Origin of the sequence: Nonomuraea sp. NPDC000554, assembly GCF_040300065.1 — a bacterium.
GTDB lineage: Bacteria > Actinomycetota > Actinomycetes > Streptosporangiales > Streptosporangiaceae > Nonomuraea.
The window spans coordinates 131,896-158,621 of the sequence record NZ_JBEPDC010000008.1 but is presented as its reverse complement, the minus strand read 5'-3'; the positions used below and the strand labels follow the sequence as shown (position 1 = coordinate 158,621).

General features: G+C 70.5%; 27 protein-coding genes. 13 read left to right on the top strand and 14 right to left on the bottom strand.

The annotated features are described in order from the left end of the window. Positions 1-76 precede the first annotated feature (76 nt). Positions 77-709 carry a hypothetical protein gene (locus ABT294_RS17905; RefSeq protein WP_350806881.1) on the top strand — a complete coding sequence of 211 codons (633 nt, stop codon included), beginning with the start codon at positions 77-79 and terminating at the stop codon, positions 707-709. Here ABT294_RS17905 and ABT294_RS17900 read toward each other — a convergent pair. Further along, complete coding sequence (locus ABT294_RS17900) at positions 660-1,118, bottom strand: winged helix-turn-helix transcriptional regulator (RefSeq protein WP_350806880.1); 459 nt, start codon at positions 1,116-1,118, stop codon at positions 660-662. The genes ABT294_RS17905 and ABT294_RS17900 overlap by 50 nt on opposite strands. A gap of 93 nt (positions 1,119-1,211) precedes the next feature. Between ABT294_RS17900 and ABT294_RS17895 the strand changes: the two genes are divergently transcribed. Both ABT294_RS17895 and ABT294_RS17890 read left to right on the top strand, forming a co-directional pair. Beyond that, on the top strand, positions 1,212-2,456 hold the full coding sequence (locus ABT294_RS17895; RefSeq protein WP_350806878.1) for an MFS transporter: 1,245 nt from the start codon (positions 1,212-1,214) through the stop codon (positions 2,454-2,456). A gap of 33 nt (positions 2,457-2,489) precedes the next feature. Next, positions 2,490-3,368, top strand: coding sequence for a DUF72 domain-containing protein (locus tag ABT294_RS17890; protein WP_350806877.1), 879 nt, complete (start codon positions 2,490-2,492; stop codon positions 3,366-3,368). Positions 3,369-3,394: 26 nt separating this feature from the next. Here ABT294_RS17890 and ABT294_RS17885 read toward each other — a convergent pair whose 3' ends face one another. From ABT294_RS17885 to ABT294_RS17865, 5 genes are all read right to left on the bottom strand, one after another. Next, positions 3,395-4,300 carry an LLM class F420-dependent oxidoreductase gene (locus tag ABT294_RS17885; RefSeq protein WP_350806875.1) on the bottom strand — a complete coding sequence of 302 codons (906 nt, stop codon included), beginning with the start codon at positions 4,298-4,300 and terminating at the stop codon, positions 3,395-3,397. 326 nt (positions 4,301-4,626) lie between these two features. Next, entirely contained in the window at positions 4,627-5,241 is a 615-nt protein-coding gene (locus ABT294_RS17880) for a dihydrofolate reductase family protein (protein ID WP_350806874.1), read from the bottom strand. A 361-nt stretch (positions 5,242-5,602) separates the two neighbouring features. Beyond that, a complete protein-coding gene (locus tag ABT294_RS17875) occupies positions 5,603-6,316 on the bottom strand; it encodes a TIGR03943 family putative permease subunit (protein ID WP_350806873.1) in 714 nt (237 codons plus the stop codon). Positions 6,317-6,321: 5 nt separating this feature from the next. Further along, positions 6,322-7,347: a permease gene (locus ABT294_RS17870; protein ID WP_350806872.1), complete on the bottom strand. Its 1,026-nt coding sequence runs from the start codon at positions 7,345-7,347 to the stop codon at positions 6,322-6,324. 87 nt (positions 7,348-7,434) lie between these two features. Further along, positions 7,435-7,905: a DUF5713 family protein gene (locus ABT294_RS17865; protein ID WP_350806870.1), complete on the bottom strand. Its 471-nt coding sequence runs from the start codon at positions 7,903-7,905 to the stop codon at positions 7,435-7,437. A 572-nt stretch (positions 7,906-8,477) separates the two neighbouring features. On the opposite strand from ABT294_RS17865, the gene rph reads away from it, so the two are divergent. Further along, positions 8,478-11,066, top strand: a complete 2,589-nt coding sequence (gene rph / locus ABT294_RS17860) for a rifamycin-inactivating phosphotransferase (RefSeq protein ID WP_350806868.1) — start codon at positions 8,478-8,480, stop codon at positions 11,064-11,066. Between the two features lie 221 nt (positions 11,067-11,287). On the opposite strand, the gene ABT294_RS17855 is transcribed toward rph, so the two are convergent. Next, on the bottom strand, positions 11,288-12,235 hold the full coding sequence (locus ABT294_RS17855; RefSeq protein WP_350806866.1) for a helix-turn-helix transcriptional regulator: 948 nt from the start codon (positions 12,233-12,235) through the stop codon (positions 11,288-11,290). A gap of 109 nt (positions 12,236-12,344) precedes the next feature. Here ABT294_RS17855 and ABT294_RS17850 point away from each other — a divergent pair, with 109 nt between their 5' ends. Beyond that, positions 12,345-13,031, top strand: a complete 687-nt coding sequence (locus ABT294_RS17850; protein ID WP_350806865.1) for a hypothetical protein — start codon at positions 12,345-12,347, stop codon at positions 13,029-13,031. Here the strand turns inward: ABT294_RS17850 and ABT294_RS17845 are convergent. Both ABT294_RS17845 and ABT294_RS17840 read right to left on the bottom strand, forming a co-directional pair. After that, positions 12,973-13,971 (bottom strand): AAA family ATPase, encoded by a 999-nt coding sequence (locus ABT294_RS17845; RefSeq protein ID WP_350806864.1) that lies wholly within the window; start codon positions 13,969-13,971, stop codon positions 12,973-12,975. The two genes, ABT294_RS17850 and ABT294_RS17845, sit on opposite strands and share 59 nt — an antisense overlap. Before the next feature lie 84 nt (positions 13,972-14,055). After that, on the bottom strand, positions 14,056-14,754 hold the full coding sequence (locus ABT294_RS17840; protein WP_350806863.1) for an alpha/beta fold hydrolase: 699 nt from the start codon (positions 14,752-14,754) through the stop codon (positions 14,056-14,058). A 127-nt stretch (positions 14,755-14,881) separates the two neighbouring features. On the opposite strand from ABT294_RS17840, the gene ABT294_RS17835 reads away from it, so the two are divergent. Continuing rightward, on the top strand, positions 14,882-15,136 hold the full coding sequence (locus ABT294_RS17835) for an acyl-CoA-like ligand-binding transcription factor (protein ID WP_350806862.1): 255 nt from the start codon (positions 14,882-14,884) through the stop codon (positions 15,134-15,136). A 6-nt stretch (positions 15,137-15,142) separates the two neighbouring features. On the opposite strand, the gene ABT294_RS17830 is transcribed toward ABT294_RS17835, so the two are convergent. The 4 genes from ABT294_RS17830 to ABT294_RS17815 all read right to left on the bottom strand — a co-directional run bounded on the left by ABT294_RS17830 (position 15,143) and on the right by ABT294_RS17815 (position 18,461). After that, on the bottom strand, positions 15,143-15,937 hold the full coding sequence (locus tag ABT294_RS17830) for an SGNH/GDSL hydrolase family protein (protein ID WP_350806861.1): 795 nt from the start codon (positions 15,935-15,937) through the stop codon (positions 15,143-15,145). Continuing rightward, on the bottom strand, positions 15,934-16,515 hold the full coding sequence (locus tag ABT294_RS17825) for a PadR family transcriptional regulator (RefSeq protein ID WP_350806860.1): 582 nt from the start codon (positions 16,513-16,515) through the stop codon (positions 15,934-15,936). The genes ABT294_RS17830 and ABT294_RS17825 overlap by 4 nt, the downstream gene beginning before the upstream one ends. A 267-nt stretch (positions 16,516-16,782) precedes the next feature. After that, on the bottom strand, positions 16,783-17,559 hold the full coding sequence (locus tag ABT294_RS17820) for an SDR family oxidoreductase (RefSeq protein ID WP_350806859.1): 777 nt from the start codon (positions 17,557-17,559) through the stop codon (positions 16,783-16,785). A gap of 149 nt (positions 17,560-17,708) precedes the next feature. Continuing rightward, complete coding sequence (locus tag ABT294_RS17815) at positions 17,709-18,461, bottom strand: SDR family oxidoreductase (protein WP_350806857.1); 753 nt, start codon at positions 18,459-18,461, stop codon at positions 17,709-17,711. Between the two features lie 221 nt (positions 18,462-18,682). Here ABT294_RS17815 and soxR point away from each other — a divergent pair, with 221 nt between their 5' ends. Together soxR and ABT294_RS17805 are read left to right on the top strand one after the other, a co-directional pair. Then, positions 18,683-19,132, top strand: a complete 450-nt coding sequence (gene soxR, locus ABT294_RS17810) for a redox-sensitive transcriptional activator SoxR (protein ID WP_350806855.1) — start codon at positions 18,683-18,685, stop codon at positions 19,130-19,132. Between the two features lie 199 nt (positions 19,133-19,331). Then, on the top strand, positions 19,332-20,078 hold the full coding sequence (locus ABT294_RS17805; RefSeq protein ID WP_350806854.1) for an SDR family NAD(P)-dependent oxidoreductase: 747 nt from the start codon (positions 19,332-19,334) through the stop codon (positions 20,076-20,078). A 256-nt stretch (positions 20,079-20,334) separates the two neighbouring features. On the opposite strand, the gene ABT294_RS17800 is transcribed toward ABT294_RS17805, so the two are convergent. Continuing rightward, the gene (locus ABT294_RS17800) at positions 20,335-21,213 is read right to left on the bottom strand and encodes a MurR/RpiR family transcriptional regulator (RefSeq protein ID WP_350806852.1); all 879 of its coding nucleotides are present in this window, start codon (positions 21,211-21,213) and stop codon (positions 20,335-20,337) included. Between the two features lie 82 nt (positions 21,214-21,295). Here ABT294_RS17800 and ABT294_RS17795 point away from each other — a divergent pair, with 82 nt between their 5' ends. From ABT294_RS17795 to ABT294_RS17775, 5 genes are read left to right on the top strand one after another with little or no spacing between them, the layout of a single operon-like run. Next, positions 21,296-22,843: an ABC transporter substrate-binding protein gene (locus tag ABT294_RS17795; protein ID WP_350806851.1), complete on the top strand. Its 1,548-nt coding sequence runs from the start codon at positions 21,296-21,298 to the stop codon at positions 22,841-22,843. Positions 22,844-22,860: 17 nt separating this feature from the next. After that, positions 22,861-23,817, top strand: coding sequence for an ABC transporter permease (locus tag ABT294_RS17790; protein ID WP_350806850.1), 957 nt, complete (start codon positions 22,861-22,863; stop codon positions 23,815-23,817). Further along, positions 23,814-24,653, top strand: a complete 840-nt coding sequence (locus ABT294_RS17785; RefSeq protein ID WP_350806848.1) for an ABC transporter permease — start codon at positions 23,814-23,816, stop codon at positions 24,651-24,653. Before ABT294_RS17790 ends, ABT294_RS17785 begins: the two co-directional genes overlap by 4 nt. Beyond that, entirely contained in the window at positions 24,650-25,549 is a 900-nt protein-coding gene (gene murQ, locus ABT294_RS17780; protein WP_350806847.1) for an N-acetylmuramic acid 6-phosphate etherase, read from the top strand. Before ABT294_RS17785 ends, murQ begins: the two co-directional genes overlap by 4 nt. Further along, a complete protein-coding gene (locus ABT294_RS17775) occupies positions 25,546-26,712 on the top strand; it encodes an anhydro-N-acetylmuramic acid kinase (protein WP_350806846.1) in 1,167 nt (388 codons plus the stop codon). Before murQ ends, ABT294_RS17775 begins: the two co-directional genes overlap by 4 nt. Positions 26,713-26,726 lie beyond the last annotated feature (14 nt).

The following is a 26,726-nucleotide window of genomic DNA, read 5'->3' as shown; positions in this document are numbered from 1 at the left end:
CCGGCTGCGTGCACGTCGCGGCTGTCAGGGTTGGCGTGACGCCGAGCAGATCGTGCGCGCCACTATTCTCCCCGGTGTGAAGAGCATTCGCAGCGTGGTGGGCGCCCTCCTGCTCGGCCTGGCATTCGGCGCGATCACCTCCCTCGTCAACGACGTCTCCTCCCCGTTCGGGCAGGTCGGGGGCGCGTTGGTGAATGCGGGGCGGGCGTGGGTCGCCGAGGGCGCGGAGGTGGTGAGCCTGCTGCTGGACGCCGGCTGGGCCTGGGCGGCCCTGGCGGTGCTCGTGGGGTGGCCGGCCGGAGGGCTCGCCCGAGGGGCGGCCTCGGGTGTGGCGGCCCTGGCGGCGGCCACGGCGGCGTACTACTCGGTGGATTCCCTCCTGCGGGCGGAACCGTTGGCCTGGTACGGGCAGGAGACGCGTTTCTGGTGGCTCGCGAGCCTGGTGCTCGGGTCGGCTCTCGGCGCCGTGGGCGCGAGCATCACGCGCCCCGGGTTGATCGGTCTCGTCGCGAAGCTCACGGTGCCGGTCGGCGCGGCCGTTCAGATGATCTTCCTGCCGCCCGGCTTCGGCCTGACGGTACGCTCGGCGGCGGTCTGGGCGCTGGTGATCGTATGGGTGGCCGCCCTGGTGAGCGCCGGTGTCATCGTCACCCGGTACGTCAAGGAGCGGCGTCCTCGAGCTTTTCCACGACCGTCTCGTCCGGCGTGATCGGCCGCCCGTCGTCGGTGCGGATCTCCAGCGGACGGAGCGGACGTCCCTGGTGGCGGTCGAGGAGCCGGGAGTGCGGTTCGCCGAGGTCGAAGCAGTGCGCCTCGCCCCACTGGCGCAGCGCGACGATGACGGGGAAGAGGTCCCGGCCCTTTTCGGTGAGGACGTACTCGCGGTGGGCGCTGCCGTCCGACGCGGGCACGGCGTCCATGACTCCGGCTTCGACCAGCGCGCGTAGCCGGGCGGCGAGGATGTTCTTGGCGATGCCGAGGCTGCGCTGGAACTCGCCGTAGCGGCGGCTGCCGTCGAAGGCGTCGCGCACGATCAGCAGGGACCACCAGTCGCCGATGGCGTCGACCGACCGGGCGACGGGGCAGGAATCGGTGTCGAATCTCGTCCGGGTGACCATGGTGTCCTCTCCCTCTTCGGTTGCAACATGCTACCTCCTCTGGCTACGGTCTGACAGGTAGCAACATGCAACCGAGTGGAAGGTGGGTGCTTGATGGCCCGCGACAACCAAGCGTCGACGCGCGGAGGCGAGCGCACCGTGGGCATGGGCCCGGCGTCCGCGCCGCCCCGGCGGCTGATCCTGCTGTTCGCCGTCGCCTGCGGCAGCGCGGTGGCCAACGTCTACTTCGCGCAGCCGCTGCTGGTCACTCTCGGGGAGCAGTTCTCCCTGAGCCCGAGCACGATCGGGGCGATCGTCAGCGTCACTCAGCTCGGATACGGGCTGGGCCTGTTCCTCCTGGTCCCGCTGGGCGACCTGCTCGACCGGCGCCGCCTGATCACCGTCCAGCTGGCCCTGCTCGGGGCGGCGCTGCTGGCCGTCGGGCTGGCGCCCGGTGCCGCCGTCCTGCTCGCGGGGATGTGCGGGGTGGGGCTGTCGGCCGTCGTCACCCAGACGATGGTCGCCGCGGCGGCGTCGCTGGCCGGGCCGGCCCAACGAGGACGCGTCGTCGGGGTGGTCACCGGAGGGGTGATCACCGGCATCCTGCTGGCTCGCACGGTGTCAGGGCTGCTGGCCGACCTCGCCGGCTGGCGCGCCGTCTACCTCGCCTCGGCCGTGCTGACCGCCGCCGTGGCGGTGGCGCTGCACCGTGCCCTGCCAATCGGCGGTGAAACCGCGCAAAGCGTGCCGTACTGGCGGCTGGTGTGGTCGACCGTCACCCTGTTCGCGCGCCAGCCCCTGCTGCGGGTGCGCGGACTGCTGGCGTTCTTGCTGTTCGCGGCGTTCAGCACGCTGTGGAGCAGCGTCGCGCAGCCGCTGAGCGAGCCGCCGTGGTCGCTGTCGCACACCGCGATCGGCGCGTTCGGGCTGGCAGGGGCGGCCGGCGCGCTGGCGGCGGGTGCCGCTGGACGGTGGAGCGACCGCGGCCTGGCGCAGCGGACCACAGGCATCGGGTTGGGGCTGTTGGCGGTGTCCTGGGTGCCGCTGGCGTTCACGCAGCAGTCGCTGTGGGCGCTCGGCGCCGGAACGGTGCTGCTGGACTTCGCCGTCCAGGCGGTCCACGTCACCAACCAGACGCTCATCTACGCGGTGCGGCCGGACTCGGGGAGCCGGATCATCGGCGGCTACATGATCTTCTACTCGGCGGGCAGCGCGCTCGGGGCCATCGGCTCGTCACTGCTGTACGCGGCGGCCGGATGGACGGGGGTGTGCGCACTGGGAGCCGCGTTCAGCTGCGCGGCGCTGGTGCTGTGGGCGGCGACGCGGAACGCTGGACGGAGCAGGGCCGCGACGAGGTGACGGCGTCGGGCGGGCTCGGGTAGGGGTACGGACATGGGCCGCATCCTGGTGGGAACCGCCTCGTGGACCGACAAGACGCTGCTGGAGTCCGGATGGTATCCCGGCGACGTCACCTCCGCGCAGGACAGGCTGCGCTGCTACGCGAGCCGGTTCCCCATCGTGGAGGTGGACTCCACCTACTACGCGCCGCCCGCGCAGAGCACCGCCGCGCTGTGGCGTGATCGGACGCCCGACGGGTTCACCTTCGACGTCAAGGCCTTCTCGCTGCTGACCCAGCACCCGACCAGGCCCGCGGCGCTCTACAAGGACCTGCGGGAACGTCTCGGCGAGAGCAGGCGGAACGTCTACCTGCGCGACGTGGACCCCGAACTCGTCGAGCAGGTGTGGGAGCGGTTCGTGACGGCGCTGGCGCCGCTGCACGACTCCGGCCGGCTGGGCGCGGTCCTGTTCCAGTTCCCCCGCTGGTTCCCGATCGGCAAGCGCAACAAGCAGTACATCCTGGAGTGCAAGGCGCGCTGCGCTCCGCTGCGGGTTTGCGTCGAGTTCCGCAACCACACCTGGATGAGCGGGGAGAACCAGGCCGAGACGCTCGACTTCCTCACCTCGTACGCGATCCCGTACGTGTGCGTCGACATGCCGCAGGGCTACCCCGACTCCGTCCCGCCCGTGCTCGCCGCCACCGCGGACCTGTCCGTGGTGCGGTTCCACGGCCATGCGGAGAAGTGGACGAGCAAGGACATCCACGAGCGGTTCGGCTACCTCTACCGCGAGGGGGAACTGCGGGAATGGGCCTCGAGGCTGCGGCGCCTCGCCGAGGACGCCGACACGCTCCACGCGGTCATGAACAACTGCTACCGCGACTACGCGCAGGTCAACGCCGCGCAGCTGGCTCGCCTGATCCCGCAGGAATGACGTCCGGGCTCGGACGACGGGACGCGTCAGCCCGAGATCAGACCACTCCGGGCCAGGATGCGCAGGTGCTCCATCATGTCATCGGCGGTCTCGGCGAGCGGCTGGACGCAGACGTGGTCCGCGCCGGCGTCGTGGTGCGCGCGCACCCGCTCGATGATCGTCTCCGGGTCGCCCCATGCCACGACGGCGTCGACCAGCGCGTCACTTCCGCCGTTGGCGAGGTCCTTGTCATCCCAGCCCAGGTCGCGCAGGTTGTTCGCGTAGTTCGGCAGCCGAAGGTAGAAGGACGTGAAACGACGGGCGGTCTGCCGCGCCCGCTCCGGGTCGGTGTCGAGCACGACCGTCTGTTCCGGTGCCAGCACGGGATCGGGGCCGAGGATCGCGCGAGCGCGGGCGGTGTGCTCGAGGGGCACGAAGTAGGGATGCGCTCCGTGGGTGCGCTGCGCGGCCAGCTCCAGCATCCTGGTTCGGAGTGCGGCCAGCATCCGCGGAGCGGGTTCCGGCAGCGGACCGCTGTACTCCGTCGCGTCCATGGCGTCGAGATAGGAGCGCATCACCGACACCGGCCGTTGGTAGTCGTGCCCTCTCACCGACACCGTCGGCGCGTGGCTCACGCCCAGCCCGAGCACGAACCGGCCGCCGAACGCCTCCGCGAGGGCGTTCGCCCCGTTCGAGGCGGCGGTGGCGTCGCGGACCCAGACGTTGGCGATACCGGTAGCGATCAACATCCGCTGCGTCGCTTCCAACAGGATCGCCGAATGGGCCAGCGCCTCCTTGCCCGTCGGGCTTTCACCGACCCACAGCGTCCCGAAGCCCAGACTCTCGATCTCGGCGGCCGCCTCCCGCTCGAACGAGGCCGACTCGGCGCTCAGCGTGGCGTTCCAGACCCCTACCCGTCCCATGCGCCGCTTCAGCGCCGCGGCATCAGGCATCGCAACCCCCTCATTGCCACCTGTCATCGCAGGTCACGGGACTCACCCGGGTTCACGATACGCAGAGCATCGTCGGGGCAGGTTAACGCCCGATTCATGACTTGGCGTCGGCGCTGGACGCTGACCCGCTGCTGACGCGACCGTCGCGGCGAGCGCTGTGGCCCACTCGCGACGGTGCGCGTCGGCGACCGCCTGCCGGACGTCGGTCACACCGCGAGCAGCGGCCGCACCTCGACGGCGCCAACCATGATCGGAAGCAGCGTGCCGATCGCGACCGCGTGCGCGAGGTCCGTGGTCTCCGCCACGAAACCGGTCGCTTCGCTCGATCACCAGTTACCGGTCTCGGGGCCCATCGCACCGTACTCGACCTTGCCGTCCCGCCTGTACGTGCTGACCACGACACCGGCGCTCGACGTCGTGGTGTCGACCAGCTTGAGGCCGACCGGCATCGTTCCCTCGGCGAAGAGCCGCTTGCCGGAGCCGATGAGCACGGGGAAGACCAGCAGGTGGAACTCGTCGACGAGGTCGTGCTCGACGAGCGTCTGGATCAGCTTGCCGCTGCCGTGGACCTGGATCTCGCCGCCTTCGCCCCGCTTGAGGTCTCTGACCGCCTCGGCGACATCGCCGGTGAGCAGCGTCGAGTTCTGCCACGACACGGTGTGCAGCGTCCGTGACGCGACGTACTTGGGCAGGCTGTTCATCCTCTCCCCGATCGGGTCGCCGGCCTCGGCCAGAGGCCAGGCGGAGGCGAAGATGTCGTAGGTCTTGCGCCCGACCAGGAGCGCGTCGGCCCTTCTGACCAGCGCGGTCATCCGCTGGACGAGCTGCTGGTCGAAGTGTGGTGCGACCCATCCGCCGTGCTCGAACCCGCCGTCGCGGTCCTCGTCGGGGGCGCCCGGTGACTGCATGACCCCGTCCAAGGACACAAACGTGGTCACCATCAGCTGTCGCATGTCGTTTCCCTCGCTTCCGTTGGGCATCGGTGATGACGCCCTCACCAACTACGGCGAACGAGACCACCTGCGATGGGCAGCACGCGCGAGGCGAAGACACTCCTTCCTCAACCTTTAGCCGCCCATGGGGCGGCGCCGGGTGTTGCCGCGGGAGGTCCTGCGCTTGGGGACGGCTGCTCGCGCGATCAAGAACGCCCGCGAGCCGGCCCTGCTCCCCTACAGCTCCCAGAGCCGCCGCCGACCAGGCTCCCCGGGACGGAGTTCAGCTTGTGCGCCTCAAACGCGAAGTCGAAGCGGGAGCCCGGCCCGGAGGGCCGCTGGGCGCGCGAACCGCCGCGCGCCCCGAACCTCACTCGTACGGTTCCGCGGGCTGGTCGATCTCTTTGACGTCGGAAGCGGTCAGGCCGGGCGCGACGAAGCCGTTCGGCACCTTGCCGCCCTTCCACGGGATCCAGGTGCCCGTGACCTCCACCCAGGTGTCCTCCTTGGGGGCGGACGCGCCACGGACGGCCACCTTGAGCGCGATCGCGTCCGCGGCGCAGCAGCTCATCTGCATCCTGGCCACGTACCACTGGCCCGTTCTGCTGGATTTCACCACGAAGCCGGTGAGCTTCACCCGCTTGCCCGCCAGCGATTTTCCGTACGCGCGGCCGATGAACTCGCCCACAGCCAGCGGTGTCACCCCGGCGTCGCTGAGGTTTCGGTAGTCCGACACCTTGGGTGGCGGTGGCCGTTCCTCGCGCTGGACGGCGAACGCCCCCAGGGCGGGTGGGGCGACCAGCGTCAGCGCGAACACGGGCACGGCCATGAACCACGCCACCCGTGGCCCATGCCCGTGGTCGTGTCCATGGTCGTGGCCGTGATCGCCCTGTTCGTTGTCGGTTCGCGGCGCGTCCCGCCAGCCTCTGACCAGTCCGGCCAGGGCCAGCGCGGCCACCACCACGCCCGCCGCGATCAGCATGGGCCGGAACCCCGGCTTGACGTAGTTCACGTACGTCTCGGAGAAGAGCGAGACTTTCACCAGCATGCCGGCCACCACCAGCAGCAGGAGGTTCTGCGACACGCGATTCACAGCAGCACCCAGCCTGCGGCGAAGCTGACGGCGATCGCCAGGGTGAAGGTCAGCGGGACGAACCTCCAGGCGAAGGCGCGGCCGAACGTCCCGGCCTGCAGCGCGATCAGCTTGAGGTCCACCATCGGCCCGACCACCAGGAACGCCAGCTTCGCGGTCGGCGAGAACGCGGTCATCGACGCCGCCACGAACGCGTCGGCCTCCGAACAGATCGACAGCAGCACCGCGAGCAGCCCCAGCACCAACACGGACAGCACCGGAAGCTCGCCCACGGAGGTGAGCCACGACCTCGGGACCATCACGTTCAGAGTCGCCGCGGTCAGCCCGCCGACGACCAGGAACCCGCCGGCGTGCAGCAGGTCGTGCCGCATCGCCTCGACGAAGCTCCCTCCTTTGCTCTGCCCCGGCACCACCGTGTGGGCCCGGACGCGCAGCCACTCTGGACGGCCGAACCGTGCCCACGCCCACCCCGCCAGCACGGCCACGGTCAGGGAGGCGACGAAGCGCGCCACCACCATGGCCGGATTGCCGGGAAAGGCCACCGCGGTGGCCACCAGCACCACCGGGTTGATCGCGGGCGATGCGAGCAGGAAGGCCAGCGCCGCGGCGGGGGCCACCCCGCGCGACATCAGCCCCGAGGCCACCGGCACCGACGCGCACTCACATCCGGGCAGCACCGCCCCAGCGGCGCCCGCTATCGGAACGGCGGCGTACGGCTGCCTGGGCAGCGCCTTCGTCCAGAACGACGGCGGGACGAAGGCGGTGATCGCAGCCGACAGCATCACTCCGAACACCAGGAACGGCAACGCCTGCAGGCACACCGCCACGAAGACGGTGGCCCACGTCCGCAGCGCCGGAGCCGTCAGGTGCGGGGCCAGGAGGAGCCGTCCCGCCACCAGGGCCGTGATCAGGAGGATGATCGCCCACGGCAACCCTCGGCCCGCCGACTGCCGGCGTCCCCAGCTGTCGGGAGGAAGGCGGTCGTCCTCGCTCAGCCAGTCATCTGTGGCTCGCTGTGTCATCACGTTTCCCGGCCGGTGCCGTCCTTCTGACATGCGGCCGTAGAGTAGCGGGTTTTGTGATCTCTGTTGATGAGAGGTCCGGTATGATCACCAGTCGCGGGCGGCGACCAGCTCTTCCGCATCCGCCTCCGCGAACCCGTATGCCGACGCCACGAACCAGAAGTCTTCGGCGATCACCTCTCGCGCAACGGTCTCGATCTCACTGCCCGCCGCCTCGAACTCCGCCTCCAGTGCGTTGAACTCCTCCGTCGCAGCCTCCGTGAGCGTGTACAGCGCCGCCAGATCCGACGGCCGCTCGGCCTCGATCCGCTCGCACAGCCTCAGGAGGATCGCCTTCCCCTTGTCGACGACGTGATCGGGGAAGTACCCGTCGTCGTACATGCCCCTGAGGAACGCGTGGTTGACCACCTGCTGGTTCGTGGGCGACACCATGATCTCCTGTCCTGGCCGTAGGTCGGTGTCCCGATAGTGCACTGCGCCACCGACAAAGCGCGGCGGGAAGGCGACGGGCGCCCGGCCCCGGGTGGTGGTGCGCGCCACGCTGAACATCCGCCTCATGTGTTACAACGCGCCTCCAAGCAGCTGACCCCCATCGCGGCCGGTCAGGAGAGCAAGCTGGAGGTCCTGGGCGTGTGGGCGACGTCGGAGGCGGCGCTGTGGGACCACACCCTGCGCAACGATCGCCGTCCCGCCGTCGCCGGGCCAGGCGCTCCAGGCGGTCGAAGGAGCTCAACCCGCGGCGGACGAGACAAGCAAAGGCAAGAAGATCTCACTCCCTGCCACTTCCACCGTATAGCGCACAGGGGGGCTTGCGGCAAGACCCGGTCCTTGCCGCAGAATCGGCGGCCGGACACAGAAGTGGGGGGGCACGACGTGGGTGTGTTGTCGATGTACGCGGGACGCGGCGACCTCGAGCCGCTGATGAGAGTGGCGGTGCAGTCGCGGGCGCTTGACGCGGAGGTGCGGGGGTGCGCGCCGCCCGACCGGGCGCAGCGGCCGGCCGACTCGTCAGAGGGAAGCCAACCAGACATGAGGACGCGCCCGATAAGGAGTTCGGCACAGCTCGACGCGCCGGTGATTCGATCGGCCGGTGCTGTGCAACGGAGCACGGCTGCCTCGGAGGTATCGCAATGATCGAGCAGTACGTGCTGGATCTTCAAGAGGTTGACGAGACGCAGGTCGCGGTCGTTGGCGGCAAGGCCGCGCAGCTGGGCGGGCTGTCGCGGATCGAAGGCATCCGCGTGCCGGCCGGGTTCTGCGTGACGACGGCCGCCTTCCGGCGGATCATGGCGGAAGCGCCGTCGATCGACGATCGGCTATCGCGCCTGAACCCGGATGACCGGGAGGCGATCCGCGCGCTCAGCGCGGAGATCCGCCGGACCATCGAAGGGATTGCCATCTCGGGCGATCTGGCGGCGGCGATCCTCCGCGCGCTCGCCCAGTTCGGCGAGCAAGCCGCCTACGCCGTGCGATCCAGCGCGACGGCAGAGGACCTGCCGACGGCGTCCTTCGCCGGCCAGCAGGACACGTTCCTGAACGTCGTGGGGCCGGCGGCGATCCTCCAGCATGTCAGCCGGTGCTGGGCGTCGCTGTTCACCGAGCGGGCCGTGACCTACCGCCTGCGGAACGGCATCGACCACCGTGCGGTCCACATGGCCGTGATCGTGCAGCAGATGGTCTTCCCGGATGCGGCCGGCGTCCTGTTCACGGCCGACCCCGTCACGGGCAACCGGAAGGTCGCCACCGTGGACGCCGGCTTCGGCCTCGGCGAGGCCCTGGTTTCCGGCCTGGTGAACCCGGACGTCTTCAAGGTGCGCGACGGCGAGGTCGTCACCAAGGCGGTCGCCGCCAAACAGCGTGCCGTTCACGCCCTGCCGGCCGGCGGGACGCAGGAAGTGGCGATCGACCCGCAGCGGCAGGGGCAGCCGGCGCTGACGGATGCGCAGGTCGTGCGGCTCGTGCAGCTCGGGCGGCGGATCGAAGCGCATTTCGGCCGCCCGCAGGACATCGAATGGTGCCTGGTCGACGAGGACTTCCAGATCGTGCAGAGCCGGCCGATCACCACGCTGTTCCCCATCCCCGCGGCCCGCGACCAGGAGAACCACGTCTACCTCTCCGTCGGTCATCAGCAGATGATGACCGACCCCATGAAGCCACTGGGGCTCTCCGTGTGGCAGCTGACGGCCATGGCGCCGATGCACGAGGCCGGCGGGAGGCTGTTCGTCGACGCCACCCGGCACCTGGCCTCGCCCGCGGGCCGCGCCGGCCTCCTGGAGATGGTGGGGAGGTCCGATCCGCTGACCAGGGACGCGCTGGAGACCGTCCTCGACCGCCACGGCTTCGTCCCGACGCTCCCGGAGGCTGGTCCCGGCGGGCCGCCGGCCAGGGGCGCGTCCGCCCCGATCGAGACCGATCCGGCCATCGTCACCGAGCTGATCGAGCGCAGCCAGGCCTCCATCGCCGCCCTGCGGCGCGACATCCGGACGAAGACCGGACCGGCGCTGTTCGACTTCCTGCTGGAGGCCTTCCAGGAGCACAAGCGAGTCCTCAGTGATCCCTTGAGCGTGCAGGCGATCATGGCGGGGATGGAGGCCACCTGGTGGCTCAACGACCAGCTGCAGGAATGGCTGGGCGAGAAGAACGCGGCCGACACCCTCACGCTGTCCGCCCCTGACAACGTCACGTCGGAGATGGGACTGGCGCTGCTCGACGTCGCCGACGTGATCCGCCCGCATCCGCAGGTGGTGGCGTTCCTTCAGGACGTCGAGGACGGCGGCTTCCTGGACGAGCTGCCGAAGCTCGCGGGCGGGACCGAAGCGCGCCACGCCATCGAGGCTTACCTCGACCGGTACGGCATGCGCTGCGTCGGCGAGATCGACATCACGAGGCCGCGTTGGCGCGAACGCCCCACCACGCTCGTGCCCGTGATCCTCGACAACGTCAGGAACTTCGAGCCGGGCGCCGCCAAGCGGCGCTTCGAGCAAGGACGGCAGGAGGCGCAGAAGAAGGCGCAGGAGGTGCTCGAACACCTGCGGGCCCTGCCGGACGGGGAGCACAAGGCCAACGAGACCAAGCGGATGATCGACCGGGTCCGGACCTTCATCGGCTACCGGGAGTACCCGAAGTACGGCATCGTCAGCCGCTACTTCGTCTACAAGCAGGCCTTGCTGGAAGAGGCCGAGCGCCTCGTGCAGGCCGACGTCCTCCCCGAGAAGGAGGACGTCTTCTACCTCACGTTCCAGGAGCTCCACGACGTCGTGCGCACCAACCAGGTGGATGACCAGCTGATCCAGCAGCGCAAGGACGCGTTCCGCTCGTACCACGCGCTCACGCCGCCCCGGGTGCTCACATCTGACGGCGAGGCCATCGCCGGGGCGTACCGACGCGACGACGTGCCGACCGGCGCCCTGATCGGCCTACCGGTCTCCGCCGGGACCATCGAAGGGCGCGCCCGCGTCATCCTGGACATGGCCCAGGCTGATCTCGAACCGGGTGACATCCTCGTCACGGCCCACACGGACCCGAGCTGGACGCCCCTCTTCGTCGCCATCACAGGCCTGGTGACGGAGGTCGGAGGATTGATGACGCACGGCGCAGTGATCGCACGGGAGTACGGCCTGCCGGCTGTCGTCAGTGTGGTCGATGCCACCCGGCTTATTTCCGATGGGCAGCGGATCCGCGTGCACGGAAGCGACGGGTACGTCGAGATTCTGCCGTGACCCCGGCCGGGGTGGGCCGTCCTCATCGGCCTGGGACCCCGCCGGCCCGCGGGCGCGTGCTGACGGTTGTGTGCGGCCGGGGCACGGTGGAAGAGGTCGCTGGATGGTTCAGGTCAGCTGGTGGCCCTGGCCGCTCTCTGCGCGACGGTGAGTTCGGCGGAATCGTCGGCGAACACAGAGACAGTCCTCGAGGAGCGCCCCTAACGGAGACGCCGAGGCCGTCACAGGGAGTCTGACGGGTCGGCGAGGGCATCACGCAGGGCGGCGCGGGAGGTGATGCCGAGCTTGGGGAATACCTGGTAGAGGTGGGTGGAGACGGTTCGCGGGGACAGGAAGAGGCGGGCGGCGATCTCTTTGTTGGTGTGGCCTGCCGCCGCGAGCTGGGCGATCTGACGTTGCTGCGGGGTGAGGGAGGCGAGGCCGGTCGCGGTGCTGGAATGGCTGATGCCGGTGGCGCGTAGTTCCCGGTCGGCTCGTTCCGCCCAGGGGACGGCTCCGAGGCGGTGGAAGGTCTGGGAAGCGCTCGCCAGATGGCGGCGGGCCTCGGTGGTGCGTTTGGCGCGGCGTAGGTGGGAGCCGTAGATGAGCTGGATGCGGGCCAGGTCGAAGGGCCAGCGGTCGTTGCCGGGTTCGGCGATCGCCTGTTCCAGTGCGGCGGTCTCGGTGCGGGGGTCGGTGATGGCCGCGGCGGCCAGGACGACCAGGCGCAGGCGCGGGGAGAGCCGGTCGACGCGGGAAGCGCGGGCGGCGGCGACATGGGCCGCGGCCTCCGCGCCGCGACCGGTGTGGAGGGCGGCCTCGATGAGGTCGTGAAACACCCACAGGGCGTGCGGCGCGTACGGGGCGAGAGTGCCGGGCGGGCTGACGGCGGCGGCGTTGTGGAAGGCGGTCTCGAAGTCGCCCTGGCCGAGGGCGGCGAGGCTGCGGATGTGGGAGGCGTAGGCGCCGATGATCCCGGCGCGGCGGGGCGCGGCCCAAGCGTCCATGTCCCGGGCGGTGTCGGTCGCCTTCCGCAAGTCTCCGCGGGCCGCGGCCAGCAGGGCATCGGTGAGGCGGCCCGGCCAGGTCAGCAGGTCGTAGCCGTGGGCCTCGCACAGGTGGAGGCCCTCGTCGATCAGCTGCTGGGCTTCGTCCCACCGGCCGGTGTGGAAGGCGTCCTGGCCGAGCAAGAACAGCGCTTCGATCGCCGAGCTGATCGCACCGCCCTCCCGGCCGTGCTGGATGACGCGCTGGAGGGCCTCCCGGCACTGGGAGAGCCGGTCGAGGTAGGCGACGGCGATGCCGGTGCGAATGATGCGAGCGGAGCTGGCCTCGTGGCCGAGGCGCGCGACGGCGGCGTCGGCACGGGCCAGCCACGATGTCGCCGGCGTCGCGCGAACCGTCGTGGTCCTGGATGGCAGTGATCAGCAGCCGGTGGGCGGTGTCGACGTCCCCGTCACCGTGCAGGAGGTGGAAGGCGCGGGCGCCGGCCACCGACAGCAGGTCGCCGGGGCCGGGCTCGGCGAGGCGGGCCTGTTCCAGCAGGCGGGGGGCGTCCCGCAGGTCACCGGTGACCAGGGAGCCCAGGTAGGCGGCTTCGGCGAGCCGTCCGCTGCGGCCCTTTCCCAACGGGCTGAGCTGGGCGGCGCGCAGCAGCTGGATGACGGCGCCGACGGAGTCGCCGCGCCGCAGGTTGGCGATGGCGACCTCCTTCAGGAGGGCGGCGACCTTCTCGTCGGGTTCCTCGGTGGCCTCGGCCAGGTGCCAGGCGTGCCGTTCGGGCCGGTCGGCGAGGCGGGCGGCGAGTTCGGCGTGGGCGCGGCGGCGCTGCTCGCTGGTCGACAGCTCCACGATCGCCGACTGGATCAGGGGGTGGCGGAACATCAGCCGTTCACTGGACCCATCAGCGCGCACCAGACCGGAGCGTTCAGCAGCCGGCAGGCTCCCGCCGCCCCGGTCGGCGTCGATCGCCCGGACGAGGCGTAGGTCGCCCGTACCGTCCAGGGCGACCAGAAGTAACAGTTCGACGACCGGCGGGGGCAGCGCCCGGACGCGGGAGGCGAAGACGGTCTGCAGCCGGTGGCTGAGGGGCAGCGTCGCGGGCAGCGTCCCGGCGACGGTGGTGCCCAGGGTGGCGAGGGAGACGGGGAGTTCCAGCAGGGCCAGCGGGTTCCCCCGGGCCGCGTCCAGCAGCCGCCGCCGCACGCGCGGGGTCATCACCGGCAGGTCGGGGATGGGGTGATCGGTTCTCAGGCCGCCGCCGCACGCGCGGGGTCATCACGGGATAGCGGCTGGTCAGCAGTTCGGTCGCCGCCTCCTCCGAGAGGGGGTTCACGTACACGACCGGCAGGCCGCCCAGGTCGAAGAAGCTGGGTTCGCCGGTACGGCAGGCCGCGACCAGGCCCACCGGCAGGCCGGTCAGCCGGCGGGCCACCATGCCGAGCACGAGCGCGCTCGCACGGTCCAGCCACGGCAGGTCATCGACCACGAGCAGCAGCGGCTGTTGGTCGGCCGCCGACTGCAGCAGCGCCAGGACCGCGCTGGCGACCAGAAGCTGGGCGGGCGGCGCCCCTTCGCCCAGGCCCAGCGCCACGTTCAGCGCCCCGGCGAGCAGGGGGCTCAGCCGGGGCGCCTCGCCGAGGCACGGGAGGAGGAGCTGGTGGAGGGCGGCATAGGAGATGTCCGCCTCGAACTGCGAGCCGGTCGCCCGCAGCAGCCTGATCCCCGAACCGGCCGCGAGGGCGGCGGCCTGGTCCAGCAGGGACGTCTTTCCGACGCCCGGGTCACCCGCCAGCAGGAGCGCCTCCCCCGCCCCTTCGGCGATCCGGCCGACGAACCGGCGCAGTCGCTGAATCTCCGGCTCGCGGCCGATCAGGTCCGCCGCCCCGGCAGTCGCCTGATCGTGGCGCGTGCTGAACCCGTCCATCCCCCGACCCTCCTTCGTCTTCTGGATCCTGTCCAGCGTGCACGGACGGCGCCCGGGCCGGGAGGCGGCGGTTCGGCGCGCTGTCTACTGGCCGGCCGTGGCGGCCTGGGCGATGACGGCGGCCACGGCGGCGGGGTTGGACACGTAGACGGCGTGGCTTCCCGAAGTCTCGGTGACGGTCGAACCGGCCCGTTCCGACATGGCGCGCTGGGCAGGCGGGGGGATCATGCGGTCGTCGGTGGCGACCAGGTACCAGGACGGCTTGATCCGCCAGGCCGGTTCGGAGACCGCGCCGCCGAGCGCGTCGACGCCCCACGGCACCTGCGAGTCGGCCATGAACGCGGCCTGCGCCGCGGGCAGGTCGGCGGCGAATGACGCGGCGAACTTGTCGCGGTCCAGGAACAGGAACCCGTTGACCGGGGGCAGGATCGGCGGGACCGGCGCGCCGGGCGGCGGGTCGGCGATCAGCGAGTTGACCGACTCGCCCTTGTCGGGGGCGAACGCCGCGATGTACGCGAGGGCGACGACGTTGGGGTGGTTGCCGGCCTCGGTGATGACCACGCCGCCGTAGGAGTGGCCGACCAGAACGGCCGGGCCGTCCAGGCCGTCGAGGATCTGGTGGGTCGCGGCGACGTCTCCGGCCAGCGACAGCGTCGGGTTCTGCACGACGGCCACCCGATAGCCGTCGGCGGTCAGGTGGTCGTAGACTCCCTGCCAGCCTGAGCCGTCGACGAACCCGCCGTGCACCAGCACGATGTTCTTCACGTCCGGACCTGCGTTCACGGCATTGCCTCCTTCGCCCGAGATTCGGCCCCGGGCTCGATCGGGGAGATAACCGGAACGCTAGACAGGCCCGAAGGTGGCTCGATTGCGTCAAATGACGTAGTTGCCGGTGGCAGGGTGGCGGGTTGTGCGGCCTTGGTACGCGCAGTGGCGCGACGACCTGGCGGCGGAGTTGGCGCGCCGCCTGGGGCTCGCGCCCGACACCGATCTGTACCCGCAGCTGGCCGCCGGGATGGCGCTGACCGCCTTCGACGCCGTCCTGCAGCGGTGGAGCGGCAGCGACGGCGCCGAGGACCCCGCCGAACTGACCGACCGGGCCTTCGCCGTCATCGCCCCGGCGTTGGACGCCGTCGAAGGCCGGGCCTCTCGTACATCGCGGTAGTGGCGGTCAGGTCGCGGACTCGGGGAGGGCCGAGCTCGGGGACAGCGGTGCGAGTTGGGGGCGCTTGGCCCGGCGTCCGTCGCCGGAGGAACGACCACGCAGGCGGCGGTAGATCCACGGGCCGGCGAAGGCGGCGACCCAGCGCAGTTCGGCTCCGATGGACTGCCAGGTCGTGGACGGTGGCACCGGGGCAAGCGGGAGGGACCAGGTGTCGTCGCTGCCGGGCAGGCCGAGCGTGTGGGCGATGGCGGCGGCCATGCGGGCGTGGCCGAGGGGGCTGGCGTGCAGGCGGTCGGTGCTCCACATCCTGGCGTCGGTGGTGAAGGCGTGGGGGTAGGTGTCGACGACGGTGACACCGTGGCGGGCGGCGGCGACGCGGATGCGGGCGTTGAAATCGAGGACCCGGGAGCGTAACGGACGGGCGAGGGGGGCGATCTTGCTGGGGTCGGGGTAGGTGACGGTGACCACATGCGCGCCCGCCGTGCCGAGAGCGTCGAACATCTCCTCCAGGCAGGCGGTGACCTCGGCGGCGTCGAAGCCGGGGCGGATGAGGTCGTTCACCCCTGCCATGACCGTGGCCAGGTCGGGCCGGAGCTCCAGGGCGGGCCCGAGCTGCTCGTCGCGGACCTGCGCGGCCCGCCGGCCCCGCACCGCGAGGTTCGCATAGCGCGTTTCCGGGTCGATCCGGGCCAGGTGCTCGGCCAGCCGGTCGGCCCAGCCTCGGTGACCTCGGACATCGTCTCCGTCGCCGAGCCCTTCGGTCTGACTGTCGCCGAGGGCGACGTACCGTTTGAAGCTCATGAGGCCTTCCCTCCCGAGTGCGGCTGGGTGGCGCGCTCCCCCAGCGTCCGCGCGGCGCTCAGACACCAGTCGCGCATCTGGCGTTCGAGGCGGCAGCCCGCCAGGCAGGTCAGGTAGGGACCGATCCGGTCGCTCTGCCGCAGAAACGACTCCTCGTCCAGGTCGCCGCGCATGTGCACCAAGGCCCGCTCGAAGACTTCGAGCTTGGCCGCGGCCTCGACGGCACGCTCATGCAGCTGCGCGATCACAGGCGCCGGATCGACCATGTCGACCGCGTGGACCTTGACCGCCAGGTCGTCGCGGATGAGCAGCGGCTTGCTCGAGGACGCCGCGAAGGACGCCAGCTCATCGATACCGGCCTCGGTGACGAGGAACACCCGCTTGTTCGGACGCCCTTGCTGGACGACCTCCCGCCCGCTGATCAGCCCGGCGTCCTCCAGCTTGGTCAACTCGCTGTAGAGCTGCTGCGGCGCGGCGTACCAGAAGTTGGAGACGCCCACGTCGAACAGCTTGGTGAGCTGGTAGCCGCTGTACTCCCCGTCGAGCAGTGTCGCGAGCACCGCATGGCGCAACGCCATCTCCGACCACCTCCACATCCTAGGCCGATGCTACTCATCGACATGAGTAGTCACAACGATGACTAGCAAGATTGCGCCGGGCTTCGTCGGGGCCGCCGGTCCGCTGGTCACCCGAGGGCGACTTCGACGGCCACGTCCGATGCGCCGTACTTGGCGCGGACATCGTCGATCACCTGGCCCACCGTGCCGGGGTCGGTGACCGGGGTGCCGCCTACGAGGCTCCGCCGGCGGTCAGGCGCAGCGTGGGTGTCGCGAGCAGGTCGGCCGTCAGCTGCCCTGGCCGGTCGGCATGACGATGACCTCCTGCAGGTTCACCCGCGGGGGCAGGGTCGCGATGAAGCCGACGACCTGGGCGACGTCCTGCGGAGTGAGCCACTCGATGGTCTGCTGGGAAGCGTTCAGCCACTCCTGCGCGCCCGTGTCGGTGACGTGGTCCTGCAACTCGGTGCCCACGATCCCGGGCTCGATCGCGGCGACGCGCACGTTCTTGGGCCCCAGTTCGACCCGCAGGTGCCGCGACAGCTGCGTGACGTACGCCTTCGTGGCGGAGTAGACGGCGAAGTTCGGGAAGATGTTGTGCGCCGCGATCGAGGAGGTGTTGACCAGATCGGCCACACCGCGCATTCCCGCCGCCCTGACCAGTTGCGGAACGAACGCGCCGATGGCGTTCATGAGCCCGGTGATGTTCAGGTCGATCTGGTGTTGCCACTGGTCGGCGCGCAGTTCCTCGATCGGCGCGGGCAGCATGACGCCCGCGTTGTTGAGCAGCAGGTCCGCACTCCCCAGCTGCTCCTCCACACGGTCGGCGGCTGCGCGCATCACGGCGGCGTCGGTCACGTCGGCGGCGATCTCCAGCGCGCTGCCGCCGTTCTTCTCGATTCGGGCGACCAGGTCCCGCAGGCGCCCCTCCCGCCGCGCCAGGACCGCGACCTTCGCGCCCAGCCACGCGAGGTGTTCGGCGGCGGCTTCTCCGATACCGCTGGAGGCGCCGGTGACGACGGCCACCCGGCCTTCCAGCGGCTTGGCGGACATCTGAGCAGTCACGAGCAAACGCCTCCCTTTTCGCCTTTCTCCGTCCTGTCGTATCCACGCGGAGATCCAGAATTCGGGCTTTGCGACATGCGTGGAGATGTTTGAGGCTTTTGCGTGGTTTGCTCTACATCAGTTCACCGGCGTCCGTGCATGCGTGCTGCTCACAGCAGGGTTCCCCCTGAGGCGTCCAGCCAGTGCCCGGTCACCCAGCGGCTGTCGTCGGAGGCCAGGAAGGCGACGGCGTCGGCGACGTCCTCGGGCACGCCCACGCGGCCCATGGGCGACAGCGACGACAGCCACGCCAGCGCGTCCCCGACGAGCCTGCCCTCGTGCATGTCGGTGTCGATGACGCCGGGCGACACGGTGTTGACGGTGATCGCGCGGGGTCCGAGCTGCTTGGCGAGCGTCGAGGTGAGGACGTCGAGCGCGCCCTTGGACATGGCGTAGCTGATGGATTGCGGCATGGCCGAGCCGCGGGTCAGCATCGTGGAGATGTTGATGATCCGGCCGCCGTCGCGCAGGCGTGGCAGCGCGAGCTTCGTGACGAAGAACGGGGCGGTGGCGTTGACCGCGAAGATCCGCTCGAACTGCTGCCTGGTCACATGCTCGATGCCGGGCTCGTCGTTGAGGATCCCCGCGTTGTTGACCAGGATGTCCAGCGGCCCGTCGGCCCGCGCGTCGAAGGCGGCCCACAGGTGTTCGGCGTCGCCTGGCGCCCCCAGCTCGGCCTGCAGGGCGAAGGCCTGCCCGCCTGCTGCCTCGATCGCGGCGACCGTCTCCTCGGCCGCCCGCTCGTTGCCGCCGTAGTGGACGGCGACGCGGGCGCCGTCGCGCGCCAGGCGCCGGGCGATGGCCCGGCCGATGCCTCTGCTCGCGCCGGTGACGAGCGCGGTCTTGCCGTTGAGAATGTTCATGGTGCCTTCCTGGTGGTCACTGGGAGATGAGGTGGACGGGGGTCAGGCGCCGGTGGTGCGATCCAGTTCGCGACGGTCGGGCCGAGCCGGCCGTCGCGCACGCTGCCGACGATCACCGCGAGCTGGAGCGGCTCGGTCACAGGGGTGTGCGGCGTTCGTCCAACGCCTCGGGAACCAGGCTCGTTGCTGAACCAAGGTTTAAGTCAAGCTAGGTTGGCCGCATGCCGGAATCCGAAGCGATCGCCACGGAGCTGACCATCGGGGCGCTGTCCGCCCGCAGCGGCGTGCCCGCCTCAGCCCTGCGCTTCTACGAGCGCAAGGGGCTCATCTCCAGCCGCCGTACCGTCGGCAACCAGCGCCGCTACCACCGCAGCACGCTGCGCAGGCTCGCGTTCATCCGCGCCTCCCAGAGCGTGGGCATACCGCTGTCGCTGATCGAGGCCGTGCTGGAGTACGTGCCGCACGATGTCGCGCCCAACCGTGAGCTGTGGCTGAAGGCGTCGGAGTGCTGGAGCGAGGCCATCAACGGCCGCATCGCGAAGCTGGAACGCATGCGCGACCAGTTCACCGAGTGCATCGGGTGCGGTTGCCTGTCCTTCGACCAGTGCCTGCTGGTCAACCCGGGCGACAGGCTGGCCCGGCAGGGCGCCTCCTCCGTCCTCGACTCCTGACGCGGCAGCTTTCGCGGTCCTGACCTCGGCAGGTGCACCCGGATCCGCCAAGGATTTCCTACGCGTCGTTTTCCCGCCTTTTCCCTAAAGCAGGGAAGGCTTGGGAGATGTCTGGTCGCGGTGAACGATCGGGCCTTGGCTACGGGGCGACGTCCGCCAACCGCGGCTCTACATGTCCATCAGAAACGGTAAGTGGACCATGACTACAGAACTGTCGGGTACCTCGGCGCTGGTGACCGGTGGGACCAGCGGCATCGGACGGGCCGCCGCGGTCGCGCTGGCCGCGCTCGGCGCCCACGTGGCGCTGTCCGGCCGGGACGAGGCCAGGGGCGACCAGGTCGTCCAGGACATCCGGGCCGCCGGCGGCACGGCCGTCTTCCTGCCCGCCGACCTGCGCGACGCGGCCGGGGCGCGGTCCCTGGCCAGGCGGGCCAAGGAGGCGCTCGGGAAGGTCGACGTCCTGGTCAACAACGCCGGCATCTTCCCCTTCGGCCCCACCGAGAAGATGACCGAGGAGGACTTCGACTCGGTGTACACCATCAACGTCAAGGCGCCTTTCTTCCTCGTCGCCGAGCTCGCCCCGGACATGGCCGGGCGCGGCAAGGGCGCGATCATCAACGTGACCACGGTGGTCGCCGAGCTCGGCATGGCGGACATGAGCCTGTACGGATCCAGCAAGGCCGCGCTCGTGCTGCTCACGAAGTCCTGGGCGGCCGAGTACGGGCCGCGTGGCGTGCGCGTGAACGCGGTCAGCCCCGGCCCGACCCGCACCGAAGGCACCGCCGCCATGGGTGAGTCGCTCGACGCCCTGGCCGCGGCCGCGCCCGCTGGACGCCCAGGGTCGGCCGAGGAGATCGCCGACGCCATCGCCTACCTGGCCACCGACCGTGCCAGTTTCGTTCACGGCGCCGTCCTGCCCGTTGACGGCGGCCGCATCGCGGTGTGATCCCCGCCGAAAGCGCCCGGGCCCGTCAGGCAATCGTTTCGACACGCGAACGCATGCGTCGCACCGCTGCTCGGGCTGGCCGTTGCCCGTGGTGATCTGGCCGGAGTCATCGGACTTCATCGGGTCGATCCCCGTCAGGGCCTCGGCGACACCGACTACGCCGTTCTGGACGAGTGGCTGCGCAGAACACAGGGAGCGCCGTCGTCGCCGGGGACGGCTTGAAAGCGGCGTGACCGAGCCGACAATCCGCTGGCGGTCAGCCGCGCTTGCGGACGATGCGGTCGTGGACCACCGTGTAGGTGTTGCGCAGGGCCGCCATCGACTCGTCGTAGGACGCCTGGGCCACGCCCGTGAACAGGCAGTCGACGACCATGAGCTGAGCGATGCGGCTGCCGAGCGCGCCCGACCTGAACTGGGTCTCCCGCGCCGCCGTCGTGAGCGTCACGTCGGACGTGGCCGCGAGTGGCGAGTCGTGGTAGTTGGTGATGGCGATGGTCGCGGCGCCGGACTTGCGGGCGATCGCCAGGAACTCGACCGTGTCAACGGTCGCGCCCGTGTGTGAGACGGCGACGGCCACGCAGGTGCCGTTGAGCGTGGCGGCGGACGTCCAGGCCGAGTGCGAGTCGTGCCAGTTGATGGCCGTCCTGCCGATGCGCGACAGCTTCTGCTGGAGGTCGAGCCCGACGAGAGCGCTCGCACCCACTCCGAAGGTGTCGATGCGCCGGGCGGCCAGCACGAGCGCCACGGCTCGGGCGAGCGCGTCCATGTCCAGCGCGCGGGCGGTGTCGGCGATGGAGAGCGTCTCGTTCGTCGCCACCTTGGACACGATCTCTTCCAGGGAGTCGTGGCGGTCGATGTCGCCCGACACCTCGGGCAGGTTCGAGGTGGCGAACTCCTCCCGCGTGACCTCCCTGGTCAGGTCGATGGTGAAGTCCTTGAAGTGGGCGTAGCCCATGCGCTTGTAGAAGCGCACCACCGAGGTGGTCGAGGTCTCGCAGCGGGCCGCCAGTTCGGCGATGGACAGGTTGGCGGCGCCCGCGGGGTCGCCGACGACCAGCTCTGCGATGCGCCTCTCCGTGGGCCGGAGAGCGGGCACGGCCGCTCGGATGCGAATGAGCAGGGTGCCGTCAGCCATCTTCACCAACCCTATTGAGGAATGATTGTACAGCGATGGTATGGTCTGCGTAATTTTATGACCTACTGCCCGAGGAGGCCACATGTCCCGTGGCGCGTTCTCCGCGATCGGCGCAGCCGCAGCGCTGTCCATCGCTCTCACCGGTTGCTCATCATCCTCCGGGCCCGCAACCACTACCGGCGCGTCGGGTGCGTCGGGTGGAAACCTCGTCGTCGGTGTCACCACCGACCCCGACACGCTCTTCCCCTGGAAGGCCACCCAGTTCCAGGCCGTCAACGTGCTGACGAACATCTACGGCACGCTCACGGAGTTCGACAAGGACCTCAACGTGGTGCCGGGCCTGGCCGAGTCGTGGAAGCCCGCCGAGGACGGCAAGACCCTCACCCTCACCCTCAGGAAGGGCGTCACCTTCAGCGACGGCAGCGCCTTCGACTCCAAGGACGTCAAGGCCTCCCTCGACAAGATCATGGACGAGGCCACGGCCGCCGTCGCGAGGGCCTCGCTCTCCTCGGTCAAGTCGGTGGAGGCTCCCGACGCGAACACCGTGGTGCTGCACCTGAACACGCCCGACGCCGCGCTGCCCGCCAACCTGGCCACGGTCAACATGGCGATGCTCTCCTCTGACGACACCGAGGAGAAGCTCAACACGACCCCCAACGGCACCGGCCCCTTCACGTTGAAGAAGCGCGTCGCGAGCCAGTCGATCACGCTGGCCAGGAACGACAAGTACTGGGGCAGCGAGAAGCCCAAGCTGGACGGCGTCGAGTTCCGGGTCATCCCCGACGAGTCGTCCATCGTCTCGGCGATGCAGTCGGGCAACGTCCAGCTCGCGGTCTTCAACGACCCGCTGGTCGCGCAGACCGCGGAGGGCGGCGGCACGATCACCGTCGCCAAGACGCCGCAGCTCAACTACCACGCCCTCCAGCTCAACGCCACCCACGGCGACCTGAAGGACCTCAACGTGCGCCTGGCGATCCAGTGCGCGGTGGACCGCAAGCAGGTGCTCGACACCGCCGCGCTCGGCGAGGGCGAGGTGACGGGGCCGATCACCTCTCCGGTGTTCAAGTCGGACCCGCAGCAGCGTCCGTGCCCCACGCGTGACCTGGCCAAGGCGGCCGAGTATCTCGGCAAGGCGGGCAAGGCGGGCGGGCTGACCATCAAGACGATGGTCTCCCAGGGCGAGTACGCGACCTCCGTCAACGAGGCGCAGAACCTCAAGGCGCAGCTCGCCGAGGCGAAGATCAACCTGGACCTCGAGGTGCTGGAGTCGGGGGCGTTCGTGGACCGGTGGGTCGCGGGCGACTTCGACGCGGCCGTCGCGCTGAACGGCGGGCGTCCCGACCCCGACGGGATGTACGGCCGCTACTTCACCAGCAAGGGCAACCTGAACAAGGTCGCCGGCTACAGCTCGCCCGAGCTGGACAAACTGTTCGCCGAGGGCAAGGCCACGACCGACCAGGCGAAGCGCAAGGAGATCTACGCCAAGGTGTCGGCCGAGCTCGAGAACAACGCCGCGTGGATCTGGATGTTCACCGGCTACACCTACACCGGAACCACGTCGCAGGTGAAGGGCTTCGTCCCGATGGCCAGCGGCTCGCTGCAGTACCTGCGCACGACGACGCTCGGCTAGCCATGCTGGGAGCACTTGTGCGCAACCGCGTCGTCCGGCGCGTGGCGGGCGTGCTCGGCACCCTGTTCGGGGTGGCCGTGTTCGTGTTCGTCATGCTCCGGGCGATTCCCGGCGACCAGATCACCGCGGGGCTCGGCACGGAGGCCGCCGCGCTCACCCCGGCGCAGCGGGTGGCGCTGGAGCGCTACTACGGCCTCGACGAGTCGCTGTTCACCCAGTTCTTCTCCTGGCTCGGCAACATGTTCAGCGGGAACTTCGGCTATTCGGCACGCTCGCAGCAGAGCGTGCTGGACCTGACGCTGCACTCGCTGCCCGTCACGTTCGAGCTGGCGGTGTTCTCCATCGTGCTGGCCCTGCTGATCGGCGTCCCGCTCGGCATGCTCGCCGCGTCCAGGACGAACTCGCCCAGGGACGCTCTCGGGCAGGTCGTGAGCCTGGGCGGGCTGTCGATCCCGGCCTTCCTGCTGGCCACGACGCTGCTGTCGGTCCTGGCGGCCTCGTTCGGCTTCAACCCGAACGGGCAGGGGTTCGCGGGCCTGCTCGACGATCCGCTGCTCAACCTGCAGCAGATGTTCCTGCCCGCGCTCGTGCTGGGCTTCGGCATCGCGGCGCCGATCCAGCGCACCACGCGGACCGCCGTCCTGGAGGTGCGCTCGAACGACTTCGTCCGCACCGCGCGGGCCAAGGGCGTGCCGCCGAGACGCCTTCAGATCAGGCACGTGCTGGGCAACGCGCTCGTACCCATCGTGACGATGACGGGCCTGCAGTTCGGCTACCTGCTGGGCGGGGCCGTGGTGGTCGAGCAGGTCTTCTCCGTTCCCGGCATCGGCAGACAGGTGCTGCTGGGCATCCAGCAGAAGGAGTACGCGGTCGTGCAGAGCACGGTGCTGGTCATCGCGCTGGCGTTCGTGATCGTCAACCTCCTGACGGACCTGCTCTACCGGATCATCGACCCGCGGGTGCGCGCCTCATGACCGCCCTCATGACCACGTTGCGCAAGAGCCCCAGCGGCCTGGTCGGCGGCGTCATCCTCGCGTTGCTCGCCGTCGTCGCGCTGCTGTCGTCCTTCGGCCTGCTGCCGCACGACCCGATCGCGCAGAACCCGCCGTCGCGTTTTCTGTCGCCCTCGGGCGACCATCTGTTCGGGACGGACCAGTTCGGCAGGGACGTCTTCTCCAGGGTCGCGGCAGGGGTGGGCAACTCGGCGCTCATCGCGGTCGTCGCCGTCGCCTTCTCCACGGTGGTCGGCACGCTCGGCGGGCTGGTGTCGGGCTTCTACCGGGGCTTCGCCGACGGGGCCATCGGCGGGGTCACCAACGTGCTGTTCGCCTTCCCGCCGCTGCTGCTCGCGCTCTCGCTCGCCTCGGTGTTCGACCGCAACTGGTTCACGATCGCCGTCGCGATCGCGATCGTCTACGTGCCCATCTTCATCCGGGTCACCCGGGGTCCCGTGCTCTCGCTCAGGGAGATCGAGTACGTCAAGGCGGCCACCTCGACCGGGCAGAGCCGATGGATGATCATGCTGCGGCACGTGCTGCCGAACATCACCTCGATCATCGTCATCCAGGTGGCCCTGTCGCTGTCGTGGGCGGTGCTCACCGAGGCGTCGCTGAGCTTCCTCGGCCTGGGGACGCCGCCTCCGGCCCCCTCCCTCGGATCGATGATCTTCGAGGCGCGCAGCCTGGTCTTCGTGGCCCCGTGGACGCTGATCGCGCCGGGCGCGGTCGTCGTCCTGCTGGTGGTGGGCCTGAACCTGGTCGGCGACGGCCTTCGTGACACTCTCGACCCGCGAAACCGAGGCAAGCGGTGAACCTCTCAGATCTGACGACGGAGTCGACCGACCCCCGTTTCTCCGGCATCGACAGGATGAGCGTGGCCGAGCTCGCCGCGACCATGAACGGGGCCGACGCCACGGTCCCCGACGCGGTCGCCAAGGCGCTGCCCGAGATCACGAGGGCGATCGAGGCCACGTCCGAGCGGATGAAGGCGGGCGGGCGGCTGGTCTACGTCGGCGCGGGCACCCCTGGCCGGATCGGCGTGCTCGACGCGTCCGAGTGCCCTCCGACCTTCGGCACCCCGCCCGAGCAGGTCTTCGCGATCATCGCGGGCGGCGAGAGCGCGATCGTCTCCCCCTTCGAGGGCGCGGAGGACGACCAGGACGCCGCCGTCACGGCGATCGACGCGGCCGGGATCGGCCCGCTCGACACCGTGGTGGGCATCGCGTCGAGCGGGCGCACCCCGTTCGTCCTCGCCGCGGTGCGGCGCGCGCGGGAGCGCGGGGCGCTGACCGTGGGCCTGTCGTGCAACACGGGCAGCCCGCTGAGTGAGGAGGCGGAGCACGCGATCGAGGTCCTCGTGGGCCCGGAGGTGATCAGCGGCTCCACCAGGCTCAAGGCGGGCACCGCGCAGAAGCTGGTGCTCAACATGTTCTCGACGATCGTCATGGTGCAACTCGGCAAGACGTACGGGAACCTGATGGTCGACGTCAAGGCCAGCAACGGCAAGCTGCGCGAACGCGCCGTCGGCATCGTCCGGACCATCACGGGGGCCGGACGCGACCAGGCGCTGACGGTGCTCCGCCAGAACGGCTTCAACGTGAAACAGGCGGTCGTGGCCTCCCGCTTCGACCTCAGCCCCCAGGACGCCGCGGCGCGGCTGGCCCGCAGCGGCGGGCGGCTGCGGGCCGCGCTAGGAGAGCAGGTATGAGAGTCCTCGGAATGATCTCCGGCACCTCGCACGACGGCATCGACGTCGCCGTCGTCGACTTCGACCTCGCCGGCGGTGTGCTGAACGGCAGGGTCGAGCACACCGCGAGCACGCCGTACCCGCCGGAGCTGCGCGCCAGGCTGGTCGAGGCGCTGCCTCCCGCGCCGACGACGCTCGCCGAGGTGTGCGTCCTGGACACGCTCATCGGCCAGAGCTTCGCCGAGGCCGCCGCCGCGGCGATCGAGCAGGCCGGGCCGGTGGACCTGATCGTCTCGCACGGCCAGACGGTGTTCCACTGGGTCGACGGCGCGCACGCGCTGGGCACGCTGCAGATCGGCCAGCCCGCGTGGATCGCCGAGCGCACGGGCGCCCCGGTGCTGTCGGACGTCCGCATCCGCGACATCACGGCGGGCGGGCACGGCGCCCCGCTGGTCTCCGTCCTCGACTCCCTGCTCCTCGCCGGGCACCCGGGCAGCGCCGCCGCGCTCAACCTGGGCGGCATCGCCAACATGACGGTGGTGCGCGGGCTCGACGAGCTGTACGCCTACGACATCGGCCCGGCGAACGCGCTGGTGGACGCCGTCGTCACGAGCAGCGGGCTGAGCGAGCGCGGCTTCGACGAGGACGGCCGGATCGCCGCCTCGGGACGGGTCGACGAGCGCCTGCTCGAGGTGCTGCTCGACGAGCCGTACTACCTGCTGCCCGCGCCGAAGAGCACCGGCAAGGAGCTGTTCCACCTCGCCTACGTCGAGGACGCGCTCGCCAGGGCGGGACACCCGGTCTCCGACGCCGACCTGGTGGCGACCCTGACCGAGCTCACCGTGCGGACGGTCGCCAGGGACGTCCTGGCCGCGGGGGTGGACCTGCTCGTCGTCTCGGGCGGCGGCTGCCGCAACCCCGTCCTGATGAAGGGGCTGCGTGACGCGCTCGCCGGCGTGGCGGTCGCGCTCTCCGACGACTACGGCGCTCCCGCCGACGACAAGGAGGCGATCGCCTTCGCCCTCATCGGCTGGTGCACGGCGCACGGCCTGCCCGGAACCGTTCCCGCGGGAACGGGCGCCCGCGCCGCCCGCGTCCTCGGCACGCTCACGCCGGGAGCCGGGCCGCTCGTCCTGCCCGCGCCGATCGCCGACCGGCCGCGCTCGCTCACGCTGCACCGATGAGAGCGGGCCGACGA

Excerpts from the sequence above, each read along its gene's own strand:
- ABT294_RS17900 (WP_350806880.1), bottom strand. The coding sequence starts at position 1,118 with ATGGTCACCCGGACGAGATTCGACACCGATTCCTGCCCCGTCGCCCGG.
- ABT294_RS17895 (WP_350806878.1), top strand. The coding sequence starts at position 1,212 with ATGGCCCGCGACAACCAAGCGTCGACGCGCGGAGGCGAGCGCACCGTG.
- ABT294_RS17890 (WP_350806877.1), top strand. The coding sequence starts at position 2,490 with ATGGGCCGCATCCTGGTGGGAACCGCCTCGTGGACCGACAAGACGCTG.
- ABT294_RS17885 (WP_350806875.1), bottom strand. The coding sequence starts at position 4,300 with ATGCCTGATGCCGCGGCGCTGAAGCGGCGCATGGGACGGGTAGGGGTC.
- ABT294_RS17880 (WP_350806874.1), bottom strand. The coding sequence starts at position 5,241 with ATGGTGACCACGTTTGTGTCCTTGGACGGGGTCATGCAGTCACCGGGC.
- ABT294_RS17870 (WP_350806872.1), bottom strand. The coding sequence starts at position 7,347 with ATGACACAGCGAGCCACAGATGACTGGCTGAGCGAGGACGACCGCCTT.
- ABT294_RS17865 (WP_350806870.1), bottom strand. The coding sequence starts at position 7,905 with ATGAGGCGGATGTTCAGCGTGGCGCGCACCACCACCCGGGGCCGGGCG.
- rph (WP_350806868.1), top strand. The coding sequence starts at position 8,478 with ATGATCGAGCAGTACGTGCTGGATCTTCAAGAGGTTGACGAGACGCAG.
- ABT294_RS17850 (WP_350806865.1), top strand. The coding sequence starts at position 12,345 with ATGCCGGTGCGAATGATGCGAGCGGAGCTGGCCTCGTGGCCGAGGCGC.
- ABT294_RS17845 (WP_350806864.1), bottom strand. The coding sequence starts at position 13,971 with ATGGACGGGTTCAGCACGCGCCACGATCAGGCGACTGCCGGGGCGGCG.
- ABT294_RS17830 (WP_350806861.1), bottom strand. The coding sequence starts at position 15,937 with ATGAGCTTCAAACGGTACGTCGCCCTCGGCGACAGTCAGACCGAAGGG.
- ABT294_RS17825 (WP_350806860.1), bottom strand. The coding sequence starts at position 16,515 with ATGGCGTTGCGCCATGCGGTGCTCGCGACACTGCTCGACGGGGAGTAC.
- ABT294_RS17815 (WP_350806857.1), bottom strand. The coding sequence starts at position 18,461 with ATGAACATTCTCAACGGCAAGACCGCGCTCGTCACCGGCGCGAGCAGA.
- soxR (WP_350806855.1), top strand. The coding sequence starts at position 18,683 with ATGCCGGAATCCGAAGCGATCGCCACGGAGCTGACCATCGGGGCGCTG.
- ABT294_RS17805 (WP_350806854.1), top strand. The coding sequence starts at position 19,332 with ATGACTACAGAACTGTCGGGTACCTCGGCGCTGGTGACCGGTGGGACC.
- ABT294_RS17800 (WP_350806852.1), bottom strand. The coding sequence starts at position 21,213 with ATGGCTGACGGCACCCTGCTCATTCGCATCCGAGCGGCCGTGCCCGCT.
- ABT294_RS17795 (WP_350806851.1), top strand. The coding sequence starts at position 21,296 with ATGTCCCGTGGCGCGTTCTCCGCGATCGGCGCAGCCGCAGCGCTGTCC.
- ABT294_RS17785 (WP_350806848.1), top strand. The coding sequence starts at position 23,814 with ATGACCGCCCTCATGACCACGTTGCGCAAGAGCCCCAGCGGCCTGGTC.
- ABT294_RS17775 (WP_350806846.1), top strand. The coding sequence starts at position 25,546 with ATGAGAGTCCTCGGAATGATCTCCGGCACCTCGCACGACGGCATCGAC.